Origin of the sequence: Chania multitudinisentens RB-25 (assembly GCF_000520015.2) — a bacterium.
GTDB lineage: Bacteria > Pseudomonadota > Gammaproteobacteria > Enterobacterales > Enterobacteriaceae > Chania > Chania multitudinisentens.
Window position 1 is genome coordinate 4,478,043 of sequence record NZ_CP007044.2, and the last position, 20,783, is coordinate 4,498,825.

Below are 20,783 nucleotides of genomic sequence, written 5' to 3' on the forward strand. Positions count from 1 at the left end.
TCAACGATAGATACCGACGGAAGGGGCATCACCGACATAGCCAAAACCACGGTACATACCTTCACTGTTGAACGGCAACGCGACGTTGCCGAAGCGATCAATGGCGATCAACCCACCACTGCCCCCCATGGCCAGCAGCTTTTCCATCACCACTTTATCGCTGGCCTGTTGCAGGCTAAGCCCGGCATATTCCATCAACGCGGAAACATCGTAAGCAGACACATTGCGCATAAAGATTTCGCCGGTGCCTGTGCTCGACACCGCCACGGTAGCGTTGTTGGCATAACAGCCCGCACCAATAATTGGCGTATCACCAATACGCCCGGCCTGCTTGTTGGTCATCCCGCCGGTTGAGGTTGCCGCCGCGAGGTTGCCCAATCCATCCAATGCCACCGCACCAACGGTGCCAAATTTGCGATCGGGATCGAGTGGTGCGTTACTTTGTATGGCTGCGCCATCATGATCGAGCAACACGCGCCCCTGTTCCGCCTGCGCGCGCTGCAATTGTTCAAAACGTTCCTGAGTGAAGAAGAAATCAGGCTCGACCATTTCCAGGCCATGGGCGGCGGCAAACCGTTCGGCACCGTCGGCGGCAAACAGCACGTGGCTGCTGTTTTCCAGCACCGCTCGCGCTGCCAGGATTGGATTACGTATCCGGCTGACGGCAGCAACCGCCCCGGCATCACAGGTACGGCCATCCATCACGCAGGCGTCCAGCTCATGGGTGCCTTGATGAGTAAACACCGCACCTTTACCCGCATTGAACAACGGGCACTCCTCTAACAGCCTGACCGCTTCGGTGACCGCATCCAGCGCACTGCCTCCTTGGGCCAGAATCACCTGCCCAGCAGCAACAATATCGGAAAGCGCCTGAATATAATGTTGTTCTTTTTCAGCACTCAATGCCGCACGGGTAATCGCCCCCGCACCACCATGAATAGCAATGACTGGTTTGTTCATTGAACTGACATCCTGTATTAACTCAACATCCGGCGGAACTGACAGCGTCTTCATATTTGAAGGGGATAGTTATTATTCTGTCTTTTTTGACTATATTTAGCCCGGCAGGCGATGTAAAGCACAAAGTCTTGGCTATCTATTTAGCCGGGATCTGCTTAGACCTTTTTGTACTTTGAAAGAACTTAATAGAATAAAAACAGTATGTTATCTCAGCACATCCAGCCCCTGGGATAGCATCATTCTCCCCCTCAGCGTTATCTGCCATAATAGCCGCACTTTGCCGGAAAACCCGCGCACGCTGATTTATGGAGCTGACTTTATGGACCCTTGCCATACCTCTGATCTTATTTCCCTTGAGCAAGCCATGGAAACCATGCTTGCCCAAATCGCCCCATTGCCAGAAACCGAATCTATTGCGTTGACCAGCGCTGCCGGGCGTATTACGGCTGTACCGGTGATCTCACCCATTGACGTCCCACCGTTTGCCAACTCGGCAATGGATGGCTACGCAGTACGCCTTAACGAATTACATACCAGCACCCTGTTACCCGTGGCGGGTAAAGCCTTTGCCGGTGCGCCATTCACTGGTGCATGGCCTGCCAATACCTGCCTGCGCATCATGACCGGTGCCCCGATCCCGGCAGGTGCCGAGGCGGTGATCATGCAGGAGCAGGCGGAAGTCAACGAAGCGGGGGTGCGTTTCAACGCACAGGTACAGGCCGGGCAGAATATTCGGCTGGCGGGTGAAGATATCCGCCAGGGAGCGAACGTATTGCCCGCAGGGGTAAAACTGGGGGCCGCGCAGTTGCCACTGTTGGCTTCACTGGGTATTGCCAATGTGCAGGTGACACGCAGGCTGAAAGTTGCGGTGTTTTCTACCGGTGACGAGTTGCAACCCGTTGGCCAACCGCTACAGGCAGGCCAGATTTACGATACCAACCGCTTTGCGGTGCGCCTGATGCTGGAACAGCTTGGCTGCACGGTGATCGATCTGGGGATTATCCCCGACGATCAAAATGCCTTACGCGCCGCATTCAGCCAGGCAGACCGTGAGGCCGATGTGGTGATCAGCAGCGGTGGTGTTTCCGTCGGTGAAGCCGATTACACCAAGCAGATGCTGGATGAACTCGGTACTGTCAGTTTCTGGAAACTGGCGATCAAACCCGGTAAGCCTTTTGCCTTCGGTAAACTGCAACATGCTTGGTTCTGTGGCCTGCCGGGTAATCCGGTTTCTGCCGCCCTGACCTTTTATCAATTGGTGCAACCGCTGCTCGCTAAATTGGCTGGGCATACCGAATGGCGCTTACCGGCCCGCCTGAAAGCACGCGCGCTAACTCCATTAAAGAAATCACCGGGCCGCCTGGATTTCCAGCGTGGCATCTTTACCAGCAACCTCAATGGTGAACTGGAGGTCAGTACCACCGGGCATCAGGGATCGCACGTGTTCAGTTCCTATAGTCAGGGCAATTGCTTTATTGTGCTGGAACGAGAGCGGGGTTCAGTGGCCGCAGGTGAAATGGTGGAGATCGAACCCTTCAATGCGCTGTTAAGGAGCTGAACATGCTGCCGGAATTAACCGATGCAGAAACACTGCGCTATAACCGCCAGATCGTACTGCGCGGCTTTGACTTCGACGGCCAGGAAAAGCTGAAAGCGGCGCATGTGCTGATCGTCGGGCTCGGCGGTTTGGGCTGTGCGGCATCCCCATATCTGGCCGCCGCGGGCGTGGGTCACCTGACTTTGCTTGATTTCGACACGGTTTCACTCTCCAATCTACAGCGCCAGATTCTGCACCGGGATGCCCGCGTCGGCATGACAAAGGTTGACTCAGCGCGCACTGAACTGAGCGCGATCAATCCGCACATCTGCATTGATACCAGCGCTGAACCATTGGATGATGCACAGATGGCGGCGCAGATTGCCGCCTGTGACGTGGTGCTGGACTGCACCGACAACGTGGCTACGCGCGATCAGCTTAATCGCCTGTGCCATACGCAGCGTAAACCGTTGGTTTCGGGAGCCGCTATCCGTATGGAAGGCCAACTCAGCGTGTTTACCTATCAGCCGGATGAACCCTGCTATCGTTGCCTGAGCCGGTTATTTGGCGAGAACGCCCTCACCTGTGTGGAGGCCGGTGTGATGGCTCCTTTGGTCGGCACCATCGGCACTCTGCAAGCCATGGAAGCCATTAAACTGTTAACCCATTATGGCCAACCGCTGGTGGGCAAATTGCTGATGTTTGACGCCATGACAATGCAGTTTCGTGAGATGAAACTGCCTAAGCATCCGCAATGTGAAGTGTGTGGCAATTCAATCCCTTCATCCATAGGATGAAGGGATTATTTACAGAGAGGGCTTAAACAATACCCTGGCTACGCAGGTAATCTTCGTAGTTGCCGGTAAAGTCGATCACCTTGTTCGGGGTGATTTCCAGAATACGGCTTGCCAATGAACTCACGAATTCACGGTCGTGGGAAACGAAGATCAGGGTGCCTTCGTACATTTCCAGCGCCATATTCAGTGATTCAATGGATTCCATATCCAAGTGGTTGGTCGGTTCATCCATCACCAGAATATTCGGGCGCTGCATCATCAGCTTACCAAACAGCATACGGCCCTTCTCACCACCAGAAAGCACCTTAACGCGCTTCTTGATGTCGTCCTGGCTGAACAGCAAGCGGCCCAGTACGCTGCGCACCGCCTGCTCATCGTCTTTTTCCTGCTTCCACTGGCTCATCCAGTCGAATACCGTCAGGGTGTCATCGAATTCATATTCGTGATCCTGCGCGTAGTAACCAATTCTGGCATTTTCCGACCATTTCACCGTACCCTGATCCGCTGGTATATCTCCCACCAGCGTTTTCAACAGGGTAGATTTACCGATACCGTTGGCACCCAGAATCGCGATTTTCTCACCCACTTCCACCATCAAGTTAAGCTTGTTGAACAGCGGGCCATTGTCGAAACCTTTAGACAGCGCTTCCACTTCCAGCGCATTACGGAACAGTTTCTTCTCTTGTTCAAAACGGATGAACGGGTTCTGACGGCTGGAGGCTTTCACTTCTTCCAGTTGGATTTTGTCGATTTGGCGAGCGCGAGAGGTCGCCTGCTTGGATTTTGAGGCATTAGCGCTAAAGCGGCTGACGAATGACTGCAATTCGCTGATCTGCGCTTTCTTCTTGGCGTTATCTGCCATCAAACGCTCGCGCGCCTGAGTAGCCGCCGTCATATATTCGTCGTAGTTGCCCGGATAGACACGCAGTTCGCCATAATCCAGATCCGCCATGTGCGTACAGACCATGTTCAGGAAATGGCGATCGTGCGAAATGATGATCATGGTGCTGTTACGTTCATTCAGCACCTGCTCCAGCCAGCGAATAGTATCGATATCCAGGTTGTTGGTCGGTTCATCAAGCAGCAGGATTTCTGGATCGGAGAACAATGCCTGCGCCAGCAGCACGCGCAGTTTGAAACCGGGGGCGATTTCGCTCATCGGGCCGTAATGCTGTTCTACCGGAATGCCGACACCGAGCAGCAATTCACCGGCACGGGCTTCTGCGGTATAACCGTCCATCTCACCATAAGCGACTTCCAGATCGGCCACTTTATAGCCATCTTCTTCACTCATCTCCGCCATCGCGTAAATGCGATCGCGTTCTTCTTTAACCGCCCACAGCTCGGTGTGGCCCATGATCACGGTATCCAGCACGCTGAACTGTTCAAACGCGAACTGATCCTGGCGCAGTTTACCCAGGCGTTCGTTCGGATCAAGGAACACGTTACCGGCGCTTGGCACCAGATCACCGCCGAGGATTTTCATAAAGGTGGATTTACCGCAACCGTTGGCCCCGATCAAACCATAGCGGTTACCGCCACCAAATTTGACAGAGATATTTTCAAACAACGGCTTACTGCCAAATTGCATAGTAATATTGTTAGTGCTTAACACAGCGCTCGCTCTTCATAATTCAGGGGAAATGTGATTTGGCGCGCATTATGCCATAACGGCGGTCAGAGATCGCGAGGATTTTTGGTTGTTTTTTGAGCAGCAGCAAAGCTGCTACTTGCTTTAAATATTATCTCTCCCGTTGTCAGCGAACTTCGGTACTATAACCAGTCTCTATTTTCCAATAACAGTTACCCTAGAAAGAAATAAAAGAAAGACTGCAAACATACTCACTAATGGCCTGTTTATTTTAACCACGACTGAGCCTCCCCCATGTGTTAAACAGCTGATCTGGATGATATGGTGTATTGTGAACTTTATATGTCTTTATGTTTTTAATTATTGTTTCACTTATTTTCAACTCACTATCCAACCAATATAATAAAAAGCTGACACCAAATCCAATAAGAAATATACCAGCAGCAATAATGACGACACTTCCCCCCCGCGACCATCAAACCAGTAGCAAATGTTTTCGCTCCCCAAGCGGCTCCAACAGATATAGCCAATTTCGCAGCATCCATGGTTAAGTTAACAAAAAAATCACTTAATCCGTACTCATCTTTCAACAGCAATTCAACAGCCCGGTAAATTGAAACTATTCTCGCGGATGTCAGATAACGATAGCGCTGATGGCATGGGGCACCAGCCTATCCTGGCTGATTACCCCCATATTATGTTGATAGAACAGGAAAGCGGCCAACCTCTGCACACCCCACAAGGAAAAATCGTTCCGCTGGAGCAGGCCACGCTGGCTCCTGTCGCCCCCGTTGGCACAGCCTAGTGCTGATGAAAATGCTGGCTGTCTGCCGGTGCCTGCTCGCGAGGTTCCAGCCCGTAATCACGCACTACCTCAGCCACCCGCAGCCGGTAATATTCCAACACGCCGTGCCGCCCACGCGCCTGCGCTTGGCGGTGTTGCTCCAGATTACGCCATTGTGCTACCGCCGCTTCATCACGCCAGAATGACAGTGACAGCAATTTTTGCGGATCGGCTAGACTCTGAAAGCGCTCAATAGAAATAAATCCGTCGATCTCTGCCAACAGCGGCTTCAACTCAGCCGCCAGATCAAGGTAGGTTTCCCGCAGCCCTTCGGCAGCCTGCAATTCAAAAATAACCGCGATCATCATTGCTCCTCAGCAGTAAAAAATTCCGGCACATGTGCATTTTGCGAAACACGCCAGCGAAAGTGGGTTAATAATTTGGATTCCATATTGAGAGCCAATAAATGGCGGATGCCACCCAAAGCAATCAAGTGTGCCCAAGCGCTGCCGGGGCATTGGTGGCTGCCGTAACCGAAGGCAAAACTTTCTCCTTCTGTTTTTAACGCTATCAGCACCGTCTGCCCAGCCACTAACGGCTCACCATCCAACCTGGTATCACGCAGCGCAAAACGGCGGGTGGTGTGAATCGGTGGGGTTTCCTGTAATACGCTAGAAAGGCCATATTCCACCGTCACATCTTGCTTCTGCATCAATAACAGCGTTTGCCCTAATAATCCGGCGGTTCCCTCACAAGCCTGGAAAAATAGCCCAATAGCATTGGCTATCGCAACTGAGCGATCGCCAATACGTTGGCATAGGCGAATGAATAACGGGCCATCGGCGGCCTGCATCCATTCATGCAATTTCCCGGCAGCAATAACACCGCGCGCCATCTGTTGCTCACTGCCACCAGGGGCAATGCAGCGTACAAAATCCAGTACGTTATCCACCAGCACGGTACGTTCCTGATAAGCAACGCCGAGCATATCTGCCAATACACCGATCGGTAACGCATAGTTGAAGCGGGTCAGCTGTTCGGCGGTCAGCATATCAGGTGCCAATTGTTGCGCTACACGGTGTGTTGCCTGGCACAGCTCATTATCACTGAACGACGCTAAAGCCGCGCTGATGGCAGCCTTCAACTCACCATGCCCGGCATCATCCCGCATCCGAACTAATGCGGCAAATAGGGGCTGTGCCGGTGTGGCAAGCAGCGCGGCGGGCACCGGCTCATGCGGTGGCCGCATGCCAAGATCGCGGTGCGCCAAGGCTTCACGCACCACTTGCTGCGTTGCAGCAGAAAAAGGACAAGCCATCATGAAATATTCCTTCAAATTGAATAGCGGAATAGGCATTGTGAAGTTAAACCAACAACAACACTTCGCTGACGCTCGAAATATGCATGATAACGACATTGAAATCCGCCTGGCCGCGCTGACCGCCGCCATCGCCGATCGTACCAGAGCACGTATGCTGTGCCTGCTGATGGATGGCCGTGCCTATACCGCCACCGAACTGAGTGCGGCGGTAGACGTAGCTGCCTCAACGGCCAGCAGCCATTTGGCCCGCTTACAGGAACAGCAGCTTGTCAGTTGCGTAAAGCAGGGGCGTTATCGTTTTTATCGTTTGGCGAGCCAGCCAGTGGCCGAAGTATTGGAAACCTTGATGGCGTTGACCGGTGTTGAACGGCCAACGGTCAAAAGCACCACGCCCATTTCGCTACGTTTTGCTCGCACCTGTTACGATCATATGGCGGGTGAGCTCGCCGTGCTGTTACATAATCGCCTGTTTGAGCTGGCCTGGCTGACGGGCGACAACGACTATCAACTCAGCAACCAAGGGCAGCTAGCCTTGGCACAGTTGGGTGTTAACTGTTCCCCTGCCCCTTCACGGCGGCGTTTTGCCTGTGGTTGCCTGGATTGGAGCGAACGCAAAGCGCATCTTGGCGGAGCCCTGGGTGCTGCACTGCTGGCAGCGTTCGAAAAACGTGGCTGGCTCCAGCGCCAGTTAGACAGCCGCGCATTGCAACTCACGGCAGCAGGTAAAAAGGCGCTGAACACACATTTTGCTCTCTTTGTTTAACTCGGAAATAGATCAGGTTTACGGTAGGGAAATTTAACCAGGTAAAAGCGCTAATCGCACATTTTGAGCTATACGTTTACCTCAGTAACAGCCTAGGTTGGTTATCCCTGTTAACGCTATTTCGTTTGCCAACCCATAATCCCGAGGAATGACCATGTTCGATCCAACCCAATTCCCCATCACCCAACGCTGGCCCGCCGCACACCCAGAGCGCTTACAACTTTACTCGTTGCCAACGCCAAACGGAGTGAAAGTTTCCATCATGCTGGAAGAGATCGGTCTGCCCTATGAAACCCATCTTGTCGATATCAGCAAAAATGAAACCTGGACGCCGGAATTCCTGTCACTGAACCCCAACGGTAAGATCCCGGCAATCCTCGATCCGCACGGCCCTGGGGGAAAACCTTTAGCATTGTTCGAGTCCGGCGCAATCCTGCTCTATCTGGCGGAGAAAAGCGGTCAGTTCCTGCCGCAGGATGCCGCTCTGCGTTATGAAACTATCCAATGGGTATTTTTTCAGATGGCGGCCGTCGGCCCGATGTTTGGTCAACTGGGCTTTTTCCACAAATTCGCCGGGCGTGAGTATGAAGATAAACGGCCACTGGAACGCTATCAGAAAGAGTCTAAACGGCTGCTTGGCGTGCTGGAAAACCGGTTGGCAGGGCGCGATTGGATCATGGGAACCGATTACACTATTGCCGATATTTCGTTGCTCGGTTGGGTGCGCAACCTGATTGGTTTCTATGAAGCCCGTGAGTTGATAGAGTTCGACAGCTTCCCGTTGGTCGGCCAGTGGCTGGAACGCGGATTAGCCCGGCCAGCCGTGCAACGCGGGGTGAACATTCCTGCTCGCCCAGTATAACCTGTGCTTTGGGATAGTCTGCCGGGCTATCCCTTTTCACGGGTAACACCTTACCCTCTGATAACACAAACTTTTTCTTGAGTGACTTCTTTGCTGAACGGCTGTCAGCGCGTTTTCGCAGATTAATTCCCCTTCTCCTAGTAGAGCATTTTTCGTCATGTGGATTACCCCAGTTAGTACTTGCGTCACCTGCCGTGCAAGCCTATTATCAAAGAATTAACTTGGATTATTAACATCAATGTGAACGGAATGTCGTACCATGGGAGAATTTAAACAATGGATCACACCAATATCATTCACGACTTACTGAACTGGATCGAAACACATCTGGATCAGCCTCTGCTGTTGGATAACGTGGCAGCAAAATCAGGCTACTCCAAATGGCATCTGCAACGTATGTTCCGCAGCACCACCGGTCACGCGCTTGGCAGTTATATCCGTGAACGCCGTTTATCAAAAGCGGCACAGGCTCTGCGCACAACGCCACTGCCGATCCTGGATATCGCTCTGCAATTTCATTTCGATTCCCAGCCTTCATTTTCCCGGGCGTTTAAAAAGCAGTTTGGCGAAACTCCGGCGGTCTATCGCCGCGCATCGCCACAGGATCTGGCAGAGCAACATCCACAGAACGGCGAACCTGATTACTACCATCAATCAGCAAACCTTCATTTGCTGTATAACGGCAAGTGTACGGAAAATAAATGTACCCAGTGGATGGGGCAGCACTGACAAACCCAGCACGGATAACGCTGTTATGTCCGTTCGTCAAGTGAGTTTCTGGGGAGCAGCGGAAGCATCGCATGTTGTTCCCCAGCAGACGTTCCAGAACCGGCTGTATTATGGTTGCATGTTTTATTGCGCCAAAAAACAAGGGGCGCAGTTCAGCCCCCCTTTTTACTTTGCAGCGCATCCTTCAATTGTTCAATGATCTCCTCCAAGAAGAATTATTAACTATCAAACACCAATATTTTGATTTTTGTTCTTTATTTAACGTATTAAATTGATAGTTTAATGAGTAAATATTACCAATAAAATTTATCTAATGAGGAGAGAACATCCGCTGTAAGCGGCCATACGGCCACTTACAGCGGATTATAACAGGTGCGAAATGCCAGGATGAAATGCATGAAATCGGTCTGGTTTAATTGCAATTTGCGCATAATATTGAGCTTGTGCGTACTCACCGTTTTGTAACTGCGTTGAATGACATTCGCAATACGCTGAGGAGTAGCTCCGCCAATCATCAAAGCCAGAATACGCCATTCACTATGCGAAAGCTGCTGCACAGGCTGCACGAGCAAACGCTGAACGGACGGGCTACGATAACACGCAGTGGTAATGGCGCTACAAAGGCAATTCAAATCATCACGCTTGGATACCAGCGACAAATGAGACTCTGCCGCCAAAATGGCAAGAATGCCTGGGTTAGTAATATCCGTAAATATGACAAAATCTGCCCTTGGCCAGAATACCTTGGCAGTTAAGATAAATTGAATGACATCATACAAACTTTCTGAATGATTATAGAGCTCCATGATAACCGTTTGTTTTTCTTTATTATTTAATGCTATCTTTATTTCTTTGAGATGTTGAAAGTGACAAGTTTGTGTATAGGCAGGATCAACCAGTGCCTGCAATCCTTCTCTCACCCATGGATAAGGCTCAAAAAAAATAAAATCGCCTTCAATAAGGGCTTTCTTCATAATAAATCACCATAGAATAACGGTAAAAAATAGGCTGAAAATGAATAAATTCCATCCTGCAACTCCCCAATATAAAGAGAGAATTAATTAAGCATCACATTATCAATAGAGGATTAAATATTAAAAAACCACTTCAAGAGCGTCGTTTAATAACATATCCCACGCCCCTTGATGTGGCATCAATTTAATACTTGATAATAGTTATTGCATTAGCGGTGAACTTTCACTTTCCAGCCCGGAACAGATTTCTATTTTATGTTCGCGCAGGCTCTTACAACGTAGAAAAAACAACCGGGAGATCCCTGATATATATGATTTCACCTGGTTGCTCCGTACCAACAGAAGATATTCATCAGCATTACACTGTGCTTCTTGCTGTTTGGCGTACATCAAAACATCTTCACTCAAACTTGTTGCTACCGATGCAGTGATCGGTGCCGTTGACATAAACACTTTGCAACTGCCTGCTTTACCTACGTAAGTTTCCTGGCGATACATTGAGCTGAAAGCGTATATGGCAATACCAGCCACCACCACAAAAATAAATGCCAAAATCCCCCACCCATAGCGAATATGGCGAACAGGAGAAAAACGAGGTGCCGTTGAAAGAGGTTTGGCTTCCATATAGAACGGAGTCTTAACCTCTGGCACACTGTCTTCAGCTTCAACAGCCACGTCTTCAACCACGTTCCCCTCTTCCTGCTGACAAGGTTTCACGTGTATTTCGTGCCGCAGCATAAAGCCAACTTTAGGCACTGTCACAATAATCTCATCATCCAGCCCCAGTGCCTTTATCACACGGCGTAATTTACTGACGCACTGGTTAAGATTATTGTTACTGGAGATCATGCCATAATCATCCCACACTTTTTTGAATATCACTTCACGGCTAACGGCATCACCCTGGTGAGCGATCAACAGTAGCAACAAGCGTTTTGAAGGATTCGAGATAGGCACAGGATCATCGGAGAAATCACTCAGGCTTAACGTCCCTGTATCAGCGTCAAAAATGATGCGATCATTAAATCTATATTTCATGTTATTCACGGGTTTCACTATTATAAGGACAGCCTAATCCTGGCATTTATTGTTAACAAATTATTAACCAAAATGTAAAAAGTTAACTTTCGTAAATCCTGTTTTACGCATCGTTTTCCATTCTTTAACACCAGGTCAAAATTGTCCTAGCGCTCCCTCTTCCCTTGAAATAAGAATTTTCTCATAACCCGAGCCAAAGGTTATACAAACAAGCTTTATATTGATATATTTATATGTAAAGCACCAAAAAATTAGTTTTTTATTCCTGATAAATCAAATTTTAAGATTAAAAAACTAATATATGGCCTTTTTAAGCAATTTTTAATGCGAAAATAATGATACTTTAAGATTGCTGATTTTTTTATGTACAAAATCATGAGGATTAATAGCAAAATTTAATGTAATCCAAGCGTTAAAATTAATGGGGTTTAATTTTTCACATACCGAAATGAGAGCAAAAAATGCTCTGGCAACCCGCCCTAAAGAGTTATCCCACCTTAATGAGCAAAAGGAAACAGCGTTGGCGAAGAAAATCAACGGCTGAACGAATAGAATGGCAGGCTAGAGGTAGAAATGGCCCTGCCCTAAACCACTTGGCTGCCATATTCCCCGGCAACACGATAGCAAAGACGCGAATAATGCTTATGTTTTACGGCTCCTCTGCCAGCAATAATGCAATACCTGCCTGCATAATCGCTTCTTGTGCTGCTTCTGGCAGCTTGCCATCGGTAATGATGATATCAAATACCGATATCGGCAGCGCCAAGTAGGTGGCCACCTTGCCATATTTGGAAGTATCGCTGAGCAGAATGCAGCGGCGGCTGGCTTCAACAATCGCTTTTTTCACCATCACCTTATCTTCGCTAGGCGTTGACAGCCCGCGCATACTCCACGAAGAAGCAGAGATAAACGCCAGATCGATAAACAGATTACGTAACGCCTGTGCTGCCGCAGCGCCCACGCAGGAACGATTTTCACGGCAAACGGTTCCCCCAGTATGGATCAGCTTGCACTGGCTATGCTCAAGCAGATAAGCGGCAATAACAAAATCATTGGTTACTACGGTAAGATCGTCTCGCTCGCCAATCTGCCGGGCCAGTGCCAGTGTGGTCGTCCCTGCATCAAGATAAATGCAGCTGTTGATGGGGATCTGCCGCGCCGCCAGTTGCCCAATCGCCGCTTTCTGCTGGCTGAACATCGCTTCTTTATCTTGATGCGAAGGTTCAATCGCCAGCCGCTCAACCGACTGCACACCGCCAGATACCGCCAGTACAACCCCTTGTTCTTCCAGTTTTTGCAGATCGCGCCGGATAGTCATATGCGACACCTCCAGCCTTTCGGTCAGTTCAGCGATGCTGACCACGCCGCGTTCAGACACCAGCGCTAAAATTTGTTGGTGGCGTTCAACAGGTATCACAATTTCCTCTCAATAACCGCAGTGATAATAATTGTGATTTTACGTCAATTTACGTGCAGGGGAAGCAGATATTTTCAGGTTACCTCGCTCATTATCCTCATGAAAAACCTTTAATAGCATTATGTTAACGCGATTTTTCGTTATCTTTTAAATGTTAATAATTGTGAAGACGATCACCGACACCTGTTTCAAAAGTACCTACATTTAACACAACAAAACAAATAATCACTAAAATTAACAGAGGTGTGTTATGGCACAGGCAGGAAATTATTCGGTTTGCGTTATCGGCCTAGGCTCCATGGGGATGGGGGCAGCGAAGTCATGCATTAATGCCGGGCTGACCACTTATGGCGTCGATCTCAATCCACAGGCGTTGACCACTCTGCAACAGGCCGGAGCCAAGCAGGCCACCACCAGCGCGGCTGGATTTGCTGCTGAATTGGATGCTGTTTTACTGCTGGTAGTCAATGCTGCCCAGGTGAAACATATCCTTTTTGGCGATAACGGCTTGGCAGCACAGCTAAAGCCCAATACCGCCGTCATGGTTTCCTCCACCATTGCCGCCGCCGAGGCCAAAGAGATTGAACAAGAGTTGAAGGCATTCAAGCTCAATATGCTGGATGCCCCGGTTTCCGGCGGCGCAGCCAAAGCCGCAGAAGGCCAGATGACAGTCATGGCATCTGGCAGTGAAGCCACTTTCGCTCAGTTGCAGCCAGTATTGGACGCGGTAGCCGGTAAAGTCTACCGCATCGGCGCAGAGATCGGCCTGGGCGCTACGGTGAAAATCATCCATCAGCTCCTGGCGGGCGTGCATATTGCTGCCGGAGCTGAAGCCATGGCGCTGGCGGCACGCGCCGGTATTCCATTGGAGGTGATGTACGATGTGGTTACGCACGCAGCCGGGAATTCCTGGATGTTTGAAAACCGTATGCGCCACGTAGTGGACGGCGACTATACGCCGAAATCCGCAGTAGATATCTTCGTCAAGGATCTCGGTTTGGTGGCTGACACCGCCAAAGCGCTGCACTTCCCGCTGCCGCTGGCTTCAACGGCATTCAATATGTTCACCTCCGCCAGTAATGCCGGCTATGGCAAAGAAGACGACAGCGCGGTGATCAAAATTTTCTCCGGCATCAATCTGCCAGACAACCGGAGGAACGCATAATGCTGCTTGGAGTGATTGCCGATGATTTTACCGGTGCGACCGACATCGCCAGCTTTCTGGTTGAAAACGGTTTGCCCACCGTGCAGTTAAACGGTGTGCCGCACAGCGATACCCAGATAGATACCCAGGCCGTGGTGATCAGCCTGAAATCACGCTCATGCCCGGCTGCGCAGGCGGTTGAGCAGGCGCTGCAAGCACTGATCTGGCTGCAACGCCAAGGCTGTCGCCAGTTCTATTTCAAATATTGCTCCACCTTCGACAGCACCGCGCAGGGCAACATCGGCCCGGTTACCGATGCCTTACTTGATGCACTGGGCGAACAACAAACGGTGATCTCCCCTGCGCTGCCGGTCAATGGGCGCACCGTATATCAAGGGTATTTGTTTGTGATGGAGCAACTGCTGTCGGAATCCGGTATGCGCCATCATCCCGTCACGCCAATGACCGACAGCAACCTGCTGCGGCTGATGGAAGCGCAGGCAACCGGGCGCTGTGGGCTGGTTAATGCAGCGGAAATGGATCGCGGTGCCGCTGCGGTAAAAGAGAAACTGCAACAATTAGCGCAGCAAGGCGTGCGTTACGCCGTGTTGGATACCCTCAATGAGCAGCATTTGCTCACTCAAGGGGAAGCGCTGAAAACCATGAAACTGGTGACCGGCGGTTCTGGCTTGGCAATCGGTCTTGCCCGCCAATGGGCACAGCCAGGCCAAGCCAAAGCCCAGTCAGCCGGTGCACCGCAAGGTAAAAAAGCCGTTGTGCTTTCTGGCTCCTGCTCAACCATGACCAACAAACAGGTCAATCGGTATCGCCAGCAGGCGGCGGCGCAGGCTATTGATGTCGCACGCTGCATCAATGAAACAGCTCGCAGCGCCTATGCCGCTGAACTTTGCCACTGGGTGGAACACCATGCAACAGCAGAACTGGCTCCGTTGCTGTACGCCACTGCCGAACCGCAGCAGTTACAGCAAACTCAGCAGCTATATGGCACCCAAACAGCCAGCCTGGCGGTAGAGGCACTGTTTAGCGAGGTTACCCAACGCCTGCAACAGCAGGGATTCAGCCGCTTTATTGTCGCCGGTGGGGAGACATCTGGCGTCGTTACCCAAGCACTGAAGCTCCACGGATTCCATATCGGCCCCTGCATTTCGCCTGGCGTACCCTGGGTACGCGCCATCGAACAACCGGTTTCACTGGCCCTGAAGTCGGGCAATTTTGGCGATGAAAACTTTTTCGCCAGAGCACAAACGGAGTTCCCAGTATGACGAACACTGTTGAACAGCAAGCCAGAGAAGAGATGGTGCGCTTGGGCGCTTCTTTCTTCCAACGCGGCTACGCCACCGGCTCAGCGGGCAACCTTTCACTGCTGCTGCCGGATGGCGCTCTGCTGGCGACTCCCACTGGCTCGTGTTTAGGGGAGTTGCAGGCTGACAGGTTGTCAAAAGTCAGCCTGGATGGTGCATGGATTTCTGGCGATAAACCGTCGAAAGAGATCAGCTTTCACCGTGCTCTTTATCAACACAATCCGGCATGCAAGGCGGTGGTACATCTGCACTGCACTTACCTCACCGCCCTCTCCTGCCTGCAAGGGCTGGATACGGAAAATGCCATCAAACCCTTTACCCCTTATGTGGTGATGCGCGTTGGTAACGTGCCGGTAGTGCGTTACTACCGCCCCGGCGATCTGCGATTGGCAGAAGATCTCGCCAGATTGGCTCCTGCGCATAAAGCCTTCCTGTTGGCCAACCACGGGCCGGTCGTTACCGGTGAGAACCTGCGCGAAGCTGCGAATAATACCGAAGAAATGGAAGATGCGGCGAAGCTGATTTTTACCCTCGGCAACCGCCCGATTCGCTATTTAACCGATGATGAAATTGCCGAGTTACGGAGCTGAAAGATGCCAAAATTTGCTGCCAATTTATCGATGATGTTTACCGAACTGCCGTTTCTGGATCGCTTTGCCGCTGCGACGGCGGCTGGTTTCAAGGCGGTAGAATTCCTGTTTCCTTATGAATACCCGGCCGATCTGCTGGCAGAAAAACTGCACCAGCACGGGCTTGTGCAGGTGTTGTTCAATACCGCGCCCGGTGATACCACGGCTGGTGAATGGGGGTTGGCGGCGCTGCCAGGCCGTGAAGCAGATGCGCGAGCGGATATTGATCGGGCGCTGGAATACGCTATCGCCCTGCAATGCCCCTGTGTGCACGTTATGGCTGGCGTGGTGCCGCCCGGTGAAGATGCTGCCCGTTATCGGGAAACCTTTATCGGCAATCTCCGTTATGCTGCCGATACCTTTGCCCCCCACGGCATCAAGGTGCTGATTGAAGCGCTCAGCCCACCGGTAAAACCCCACTATCTGTTCTCCAGCCAGCATCAGGCGGCGGATCTGGTCACGGCGATTGATCGCTCAAACGTCTTTATCCAGTTTGATTTCTTCCATGCGCAATTAGTGGACGGCAACATCAGCACGCTGATCGCTGCACTCGCCGGGCGTTATGCTCATATTCAGATTGCCTCGGTGCCGGATCGTCACGAACCCGATACGGGGGAATTGAATTACCCCTGGTTGTTCGCTTTGTTGGACAAAGTGGGCTACCAGGGCTGGATCGGTTGTGAATATAAACCGCGGGGTGAAACCAGTGCCGGGCTCGGCTGGGTGAAGCCTTACCTGTAACCGGGCATCTGCCAACACCAAGCATCAAACCCTATATAAAAATTAAACGTACCCGTATCGCCATTAGGCGATCGCGGTGCCGGACTTTTACCAGAATAAAGGCGCTACCATGTCTACCTCTATGTTACTGATCATTGCCCTCCTAGGCGTCATACTGCTTCTGCTGATGGTGATAAAGGCCAAAGTTCAGCCGTTCATCGCCCTGCTAATCGTCAGCTTATTGGTTGCCCTGGCCAGCGGCATCCCAACCGGCGAAATCATGAAAGTGATAACTGCGGGTATGGGCGGCGTGCTGGGTTCAGTGACGATTATCATCGGTCTGGGTGCCATGCTCGGTAGGATGATCGAACACTCCGGCGGTGCCGAATCACTGGCACAATGTTTCAGTAAAGCACTGGGGCCGAAACACACCATTGCTGCACTGACCATTGCCGCCTTTATCCTCGGCATACCGGTGTTTTTCGATGTCGGCTTTATCATTCTGGCACCCATCATCTACGGCTTTGCCAAAGTGGCCAAAGTCTCCCCGCTGAAATTTGGCCTACCGATAGCCGGCGTAATGCTGGTGGTTCACGTTGCGCTGCCGCCACACCCTGGCCCGGTAGCGGCGGCGGGGCTGTTGAATGCGGATATCGGTTGGCTGACGATTATTGGTTTACTCATCTGTATTCCGGTAGGCATTATCGGTTATTTCGCAGCGAACTACCTGAATCGCAAGGCTTATCCACTATCTATTGACGTGCTGGAACAGTTGCAGTTGGCGGCGCCTGAACCTGCCTCCGAGCACAAAGCACCGCTCAGTGAGCGTATCAACCCGCCAGGAGCCGGGTTGATTGCCGCACTGATCGTTATTCCGATCGCCATCATTATGATCGGCACCGTTTCAGCCACCTTGCTGCCACCGGGTTCGGCACTGCGTGATGTTTTATCTCTGATCGGCGCTCCAACCGTCGCTTTACTGATTGCCCTGCTGCTGGCGTTTTATTTTCTGGCAATGCGCCGTGGCTGGAGCCTGCAACATACCAGTGACATCATGGGCGCAGCGTTGCCGACTGCGGCAGTGGTGATCCTGTTGACGGGTGCTGGCGGCGTGTTCGGCAAAGTGCTGGTGGAATCCGGCGTCGGCAAAGCGTTGGCGGAGATGCTCACCACCATCGGCCTGCCCCTGATCCCGGCGGCGTTTATCATCTCCTTGGCATTACGCGCCTCACAAGGCTCTGCTACCGTAGCCATTCTGACCACCGGCGGGCTGCTTGCCGAAGCGGTGATCGGCCTCAATCAGCTTCAACTGGTGCTGGTGACGCTCGCCACCTGCTTTGGCGGCCTGGGGTTATCCCACGTTAATGATTCTGGTTTCTGGATTGTCACCAAATACCTTGGTCTTTCCGTGGCCGATGGCCTGAAAACCTGGACCGTATTAACCACCCTGCTTGGCCTGGCTGGTTTCCTGTTCACTTGGTTGCTGTGGCTGGTAGTGTAACATTCCGACAAAGATGTCTGAAACCAGCAGATGGGGTAAATTGGCAGGGGCGAACTGAACCGCCCCTACAACCACGTTTTTTCCCTATGCTCAGGAAAACCATGATGACCACCACCGCTTCTTCCCCTACGTTGATAACCAAACGCCTGATACTGGATGCCCACCGGCAGGAAGATTTTGCCTCTCTGGCAACCCTGTGGGCCGATCCTGCCGTTGTTCGCTATATCGGTGGCACGCCGCGCAGCCAGGAAGACAGTTGGGGCCGCCTGTTGCGATACGTCGGCCACTGGCAATTGCTGGGCTACGGCTATTGGGCTGTGCGTGAAAAAATCAGCGGCAGCTACATTGGCGACATTGGTTTTGCTGATTACCACCGTGAAATCAATCCCGTGCTTGATGCACCGGAAATCGGCTGGGCGCTAAGCTCTACGGCTCATGGCAAAGGGTATGCCACCGAAGCACTACAGGCCGCATTAGCCTGGGCCAGCGAGCATCTCTCACCAAGGAAAACCGTCTGTATTATCTCACCAGAAAACCAGCCTTCCATTAGGCTGGCTACAAAGATGGGTTTCGTCGAAAGCCACCGCAGTGATTACCATCAGCAGCCAATCATTGTGATGCAGCGTTTGCTATAAAACTAGCCGTAGCGTTCCAGGCCAACTCCATCTGCCATGCGGTTTGCCCACCACGTAGTGGCAGAACATCAATAAAATCTTATGCCATGATCGCTTAACCGGCCTTTATCGCCTTTCTATCGGGGGTTTTTCCGATAAAAAAATCCGCCAGCAGGCGGATTTTTCAACAGGTGCGGCAAGCATAACCGCACGATCACGTTTAACGACGTGAATAAATCTTAGAAGCGGTAACCAACGCCAGCCATCCAAGTACCCACATCAACGCTGCGGATACGGCTCTGCTCGTAACCAAAGTCCAGAGCCACTTGCTGCATTGGGTTAAATTGCAGACCAGCGCCATAAGAGAAACCGTAGTCGCTGTTGCTGTTGTTGTCAGAACCGTTTTGAGCGTTGCTGGTGAATTTACCGTAACCAACACCAATCACACCATAGATGCTTGCCCAATCGTTGAAACGGTAAGCCGGGCCAGCAGTGATACCGCTGTACTGTGCTTTATCGTAGAAACCGTCAGCAGAACCGTTCTTTTCCACATGAGTAAAGGAACCGATCACGCCCAGCGGGCTGTTGTCGAACTCATAACGGTATTTCAGGTTGAAACCATCAGCCTTGTTAGCAACGCCTTGGAAATCACCGTGGGCATATCCCGCAGATACGGTGCTTTCACCAGCGAATACGCTACCAGCGCTAACTGCCAATACACAAGCTGCTACTGCGGAAAGACATGCAATTTTTTTCATAAACCACCTCAAACACGTTTTATTATTAAGTACAACAAGTTGCCTACACCTTGCAAATATAGCAAAAAACAGCGTGAAACACTGCCTTTAAAAAAGTGTCTAATGCTTTGTATCGTGTAACAGAAAATTACAAGAACACTGCACAAGAAAAATTCATCCATATTTTCAAGCGCATCCTACGCATTTTTGTGATAAAAATCACCTATTCAATAAAGATAAAGCACATAGTGGGCGGATGTTTTTTACACATCAATACAATCTCTGTTCAAAATTTTGACAATTTAATTTCGACAACACGCTTTTCGCAGACACTCATATACCAATTCATTTACACTTACGCTTACCTGTTTTCGTTATGCCTTCTCAAGACCCGAGAAGCACCAATAAGGCTTGAATGGATGTCTCCGTTAACTGCTAAAGCGTCTTCCACGCTGCTGCCGGTCTGCTTACTTATCGTTGCGATGGTTTCTATCCAAAGCGGTGCTTCGCTGGCTAAGAGCCTGTTTCCCCTGATTGGGGCCGAGGGAATTACCACCCTGCGCCTCGGCATCGGCACGTTGATTTTATTTATCATCTTCCGCCCATGGCGCATGCGTTTTACTGCGGGTAACCGGCTACCGCTGTTGATCTATGGTCTGTCACTGGGGGCCATGAACTACCTGTTTTATCTTTCTCTACGTACCATTCCACTTGGCATTGCCGTGGCACTGGAATTCACCGGCCCGCTGGCGGTAGCGATGTTTTCCTCACGTCGCCTTATCGATTTTGTCTGGGTAGCATTGGCAATTATCGGTTTGGGCTTTCTGCTGCCACTCGGCCACGATCTCGATAGCATCGACCTCTTTGGCGCAGCCTATGCTCTGGGTGCCGGTGCCTGCTGGGCGGTATACATTATCTTCGGCCAGAAAGCAGGGGGAGATCACGGGCCTGGCACGGTAGCTGTTGGTTCGTTAATCGCAGCGTTGGTGTTTTGCCCGATTGGTGCCTGGCAAGCCGGGAGCGCGTTGCTGAACATGGAGATTCTTCCCGTGGCATTCGCAGTGGCTATCCTCTCCACAGCGCTCCCCTATTCATTGGAAATTATTGCCCTACCCAAAATCCCGGCACGGACGTTTGGCACTCTGATGAGCCTGGAACCCGCCTTGGCGGCGCTCTCAGGCATGATTTTTCTCAATGAACATCTCACGTCTATGCAATGGCTGGCCTTAGCCGCCATTATTGCTGCCTCAATGGGAGCCACAATGACCATCAAGCCCAAACCACAGATTGAAAACCTTTCTTAGCTCTGCAAGATGTCGATACCCTATCAGGCACATTGACAT

21 protein-coding genes and 1 pseudogene are annotated in these 20,783 nt (G+C 51.3%); 13 read left to right on the forward strand and 9 right to left on the reverse strand.

The genetic code is table 11. From position 1 onward, the window contains the following. On the reverse strand, positions 1–960 hold the full coding sequence (locus tag Z042_RS19775) for an isoaspartyl peptidase/L-asparaginase family protein (RefSeq protein ID WP_024911740.1): 960 nt from the start codon (positions 958–960) through the stop codon (positions 1–3). A gap of 319 nt (positions 961–1,279) precedes the next feature. Here Z042_RS19775 and moeA point away from each other — a divergent pair, with 319 nt between their 5' ends. Together moeA and moeB are read left to right on the forward strand one after the other, a co-directional pair. Continuing rightward, positions 1,280–2,518 carry a molybdopterin molybdotransferase MoeA gene (gene moeA, locus Z042_RS19780; protein WP_024911739.1) on the forward strand — a complete coding sequence of 413 codons (1,239 nt, stop codon included), beginning with the start codon at positions 1,280–1,282 and terminating at the stop codon, positions 2,516–2,518. A 2-nt stretch (positions 2,519–2,520) separates the two neighbouring features. Beyond that, a complete protein-coding gene (gene moeB / locus Z042_RS19785; RefSeq protein WP_024911738.1) occupies positions 2,521–3,294 on the forward strand; it encodes a molybdopterin-synthase adenylyltransferase MoeB in 774 nt (257 codons plus the stop codon). A 22-nt stretch (positions 3,295–3,316) separates the two neighbouring features. Here moeB and Z042_RS19790 read toward each other — a convergent pair whose 3' ends face one another. Together Z042_RS19790 and Z042_RS26690 are read right to left on the reverse strand one after the other, a co-directional pair. Further along, the gene (locus Z042_RS19790) at positions 3,317–4,909 is read right to left on the reverse strand and encodes an ABC-F family ATPase (RefSeq protein WP_071882849.1); all 1,593 of its coding nucleotides are present in this window, start codon (positions 4,907–4,909) and stop codon (positions 3,317–3,319) included. A 247-nt stretch (positions 4,910–5,156) separates the two neighbouring features. Further along, positions 5,157–5,496, reverse strand: a pseudogene (locus tag Z042_RS26690) (hypothetical protein); the annotation flags it as partial. A gap of 20 nt (positions 5,497–5,516) precedes the next feature. Between Z042_RS26690 and Z042_RS26165 the strand changes: the two are divergent. Beyond that, positions 5,517–5,690, forward strand: a complete 174-nt coding sequence (locus Z042_RS26165) for a hypothetical protein (RefSeq protein WP_154667002.1) — start codon at positions 5,517–5,519, stop codon at positions 5,688–5,690. Here Z042_RS26165 and Z042_RS19795 read toward each other — a convergent pair. Continuing rightward, the gene (locus Z042_RS19795; RefSeq protein ID WP_024911736.1) at positions 5,687–6,034 is read right to left on the reverse strand and encodes an antibiotic biosynthesis monooxygenase family protein; all 348 of its coding nucleotides are present in this window, start codon (positions 6,032–6,034) and stop codon (positions 5,687–5,689) included. The two genes, Z042_RS26165 and Z042_RS19795, sit on opposite strands and share 4 nt — an antisense overlap. After that, positions 6,034–6,990: a cytochrome P450 family protein gene (locus tag Z042_RS19800; protein WP_024911735.1), complete on the reverse strand. Its 957-nt coding sequence runs from the start codon at positions 6,988–6,990 to the stop codon at positions 6,034–6,036. Before Z042_RS19800 ends, Z042_RS19795 begins: the two co-directional genes overlap by 1 nt. 79 nt (positions 6,991–7,069) lie before the next feature. Here Z042_RS19800 and Z042_RS19805 point away from each other — a divergent pair, with 79 nt between their 5' ends. The 3 genes from Z042_RS19805 (at position 7,070) to Z042_RS19815 (ending at position 9,344) form a co-directional block, all read left to right on the forward strand. After that, positions 7,070–7,753: an ArsR/SmtB family transcription factor gene (locus tag Z042_RS19805; protein WP_024911734.1), complete on the forward strand. Its 684-nt coding sequence runs from the start codon at positions 7,070–7,072 to the stop codon at positions 7,751–7,753. Between the two features lie 154 nt (positions 7,754–7,907). Next, complete coding sequence (locus tag Z042_RS19810; protein WP_024911733.1) at positions 7,908–8,615, forward strand: glutathione S-transferase N-terminal domain-containing protein; 708 nt, start codon at positions 7,908–7,910, stop codon at positions 8,613–8,615. A gap of 276 nt (positions 8,616–8,891) precedes the next feature. Beyond that, complete coding sequence (locus Z042_RS19815) at positions 8,892–9,344, forward strand: helix-turn-helix domain-containing protein (protein WP_024911732.1); 453 nt, start codon at positions 8,892–8,894, stop codon at positions 9,342–9,344. A gap of 353 nt (positions 9,345–9,697) precedes the next feature. Here Z042_RS19815 and Z042_RS19825 read toward each other — a convergent pair whose 3' ends face one another. The 3 genes from Z042_RS19825 to ygbI all read right to left on the reverse strand — a co-directional run bounded on the left by Z042_RS19825 (position 9,698) and on the right by ygbI (position 12,773). Next, positions 9,698–10,318 (reverse strand): helix-turn-helix transcriptional regulator, encoded by a 621-nt coding sequence (locus Z042_RS19825; protein ID WP_024911730.1) that lies wholly within the window; start codon positions 10,316–10,318, stop codon positions 9,698–9,700. Between the two features lie 201 nt (positions 10,319–10,519). Beyond that, entirely contained in the window at positions 10,520–11,356 is an 837-nt protein-coding gene (locus tag Z042_RS19830; protein ID WP_024911729.1) for a transcriptional regulator, read from the reverse strand. 649 nt (positions 11,357–12,005) lie between these two features. Further along, positions 12,006–12,773, reverse strand: coding sequence for a DNA-binding transcriptional repressor YgbI (gene ygbI / locus Z042_RS19835; RefSeq protein ID WP_024911728.1), 768 nt, complete (start codon positions 12,771–12,773; stop codon positions 12,006–12,008). A 250-nt stretch (positions 12,774–13,023) separates the two neighbouring features. On the opposite strand from ygbI, the gene ltnD reads away from it, so the two are divergent. The 6 genes from ltnD (at position 13,024) to Z042_RS19865 (ending at position 18,724) form a co-directional block, all read left to right on the forward strand. Next, complete coding sequence (gene ltnD / locus Z042_RS19840; protein WP_024911727.1) at positions 13,024–13,938, forward strand: L-threonate dehydrogenase; 915 nt, start codon at positions 13,024–13,026, stop codon at positions 13,936–13,938. Beyond that, positions 13,938–15,200, forward strand: coding sequence for a 3-oxo-tetronate kinase (gene otnK / locus Z042_RS19845; RefSeq protein ID WP_024911726.1), 1,263 nt, complete (start codon positions 13,938–13,940; stop codon positions 15,198–15,200). The genes ltnD and otnK overlap by 1 nt, the downstream gene beginning before the upstream one ends. Next, a complete protein-coding gene (otnC, locus tag Z042_RS19850) occupies positions 15,197–15,829 on the forward strand; it encodes a 3-oxo-tetronate 4-phosphate decarboxylase (protein WP_024911725.1) in 633 nt (210 codons plus the stop codon). Before otnK ends, otnC begins: the two co-directional genes overlap by 4 nt. Before the next feature lie 3 nt (positions 15,830–15,832). Then, positions 15,833–16,609, forward strand: coding sequence for an HPr family phosphocarrier protein (locus tag Z042_RS19855; protein ID WP_024911724.1), 777 nt, complete (start codon positions 15,833–15,835; stop codon positions 16,607–16,609). Between the two features lie 109 nt (positions 16,610–16,718). Next, the gene (locus Z042_RS19860) at positions 16,719–18,089 is read left to right on the forward strand and encodes a GntP family transporter (protein WP_024911723.1); all 1,371 of its coding nucleotides are present in this window, start codon (positions 16,719–16,721) and stop codon (positions 18,087–18,089) included. A gap of 104 nt (positions 18,090–18,193) precedes the next feature. After that, positions 18,194–18,724, forward strand: a complete 531-nt coding sequence (locus Z042_RS19865; RefSeq protein WP_024911722.1) for a GNAT family N-acetyltransferase — start codon at positions 18,194–18,196, stop codon at positions 18,722–18,724. A 218-nt stretch (positions 18,725–18,942) separates the two neighbouring features. On the opposite strand, the gene ompX is transcribed toward Z042_RS19865, so the two are convergent. Continuing rightward, positions 18,943–19,461 carry an outer membrane protein OmpX gene (gene ompX, locus Z042_RS19870; protein WP_024911721.1) on the reverse strand — a complete coding sequence of 173 codons (519 nt, stop codon included), beginning with the start codon at positions 19,459–19,461 and terminating at the stop codon, positions 18,943–18,945. Between the two features lie 398 nt (positions 19,462–19,859). Between ompX and rhtA the strand changes: the two genes are divergently transcribed. Continuing rightward, a complete protein-coding gene (gene rhtA / locus Z042_RS19875; protein ID WP_024911720.1) occupies positions 19,860–20,744 on the forward strand; it encodes a threonine/homoserine exporter RhtA in 885 nt (294 codons plus the stop codon). Positions 20,745–20,783 lie beyond the last annotated feature (39 nt).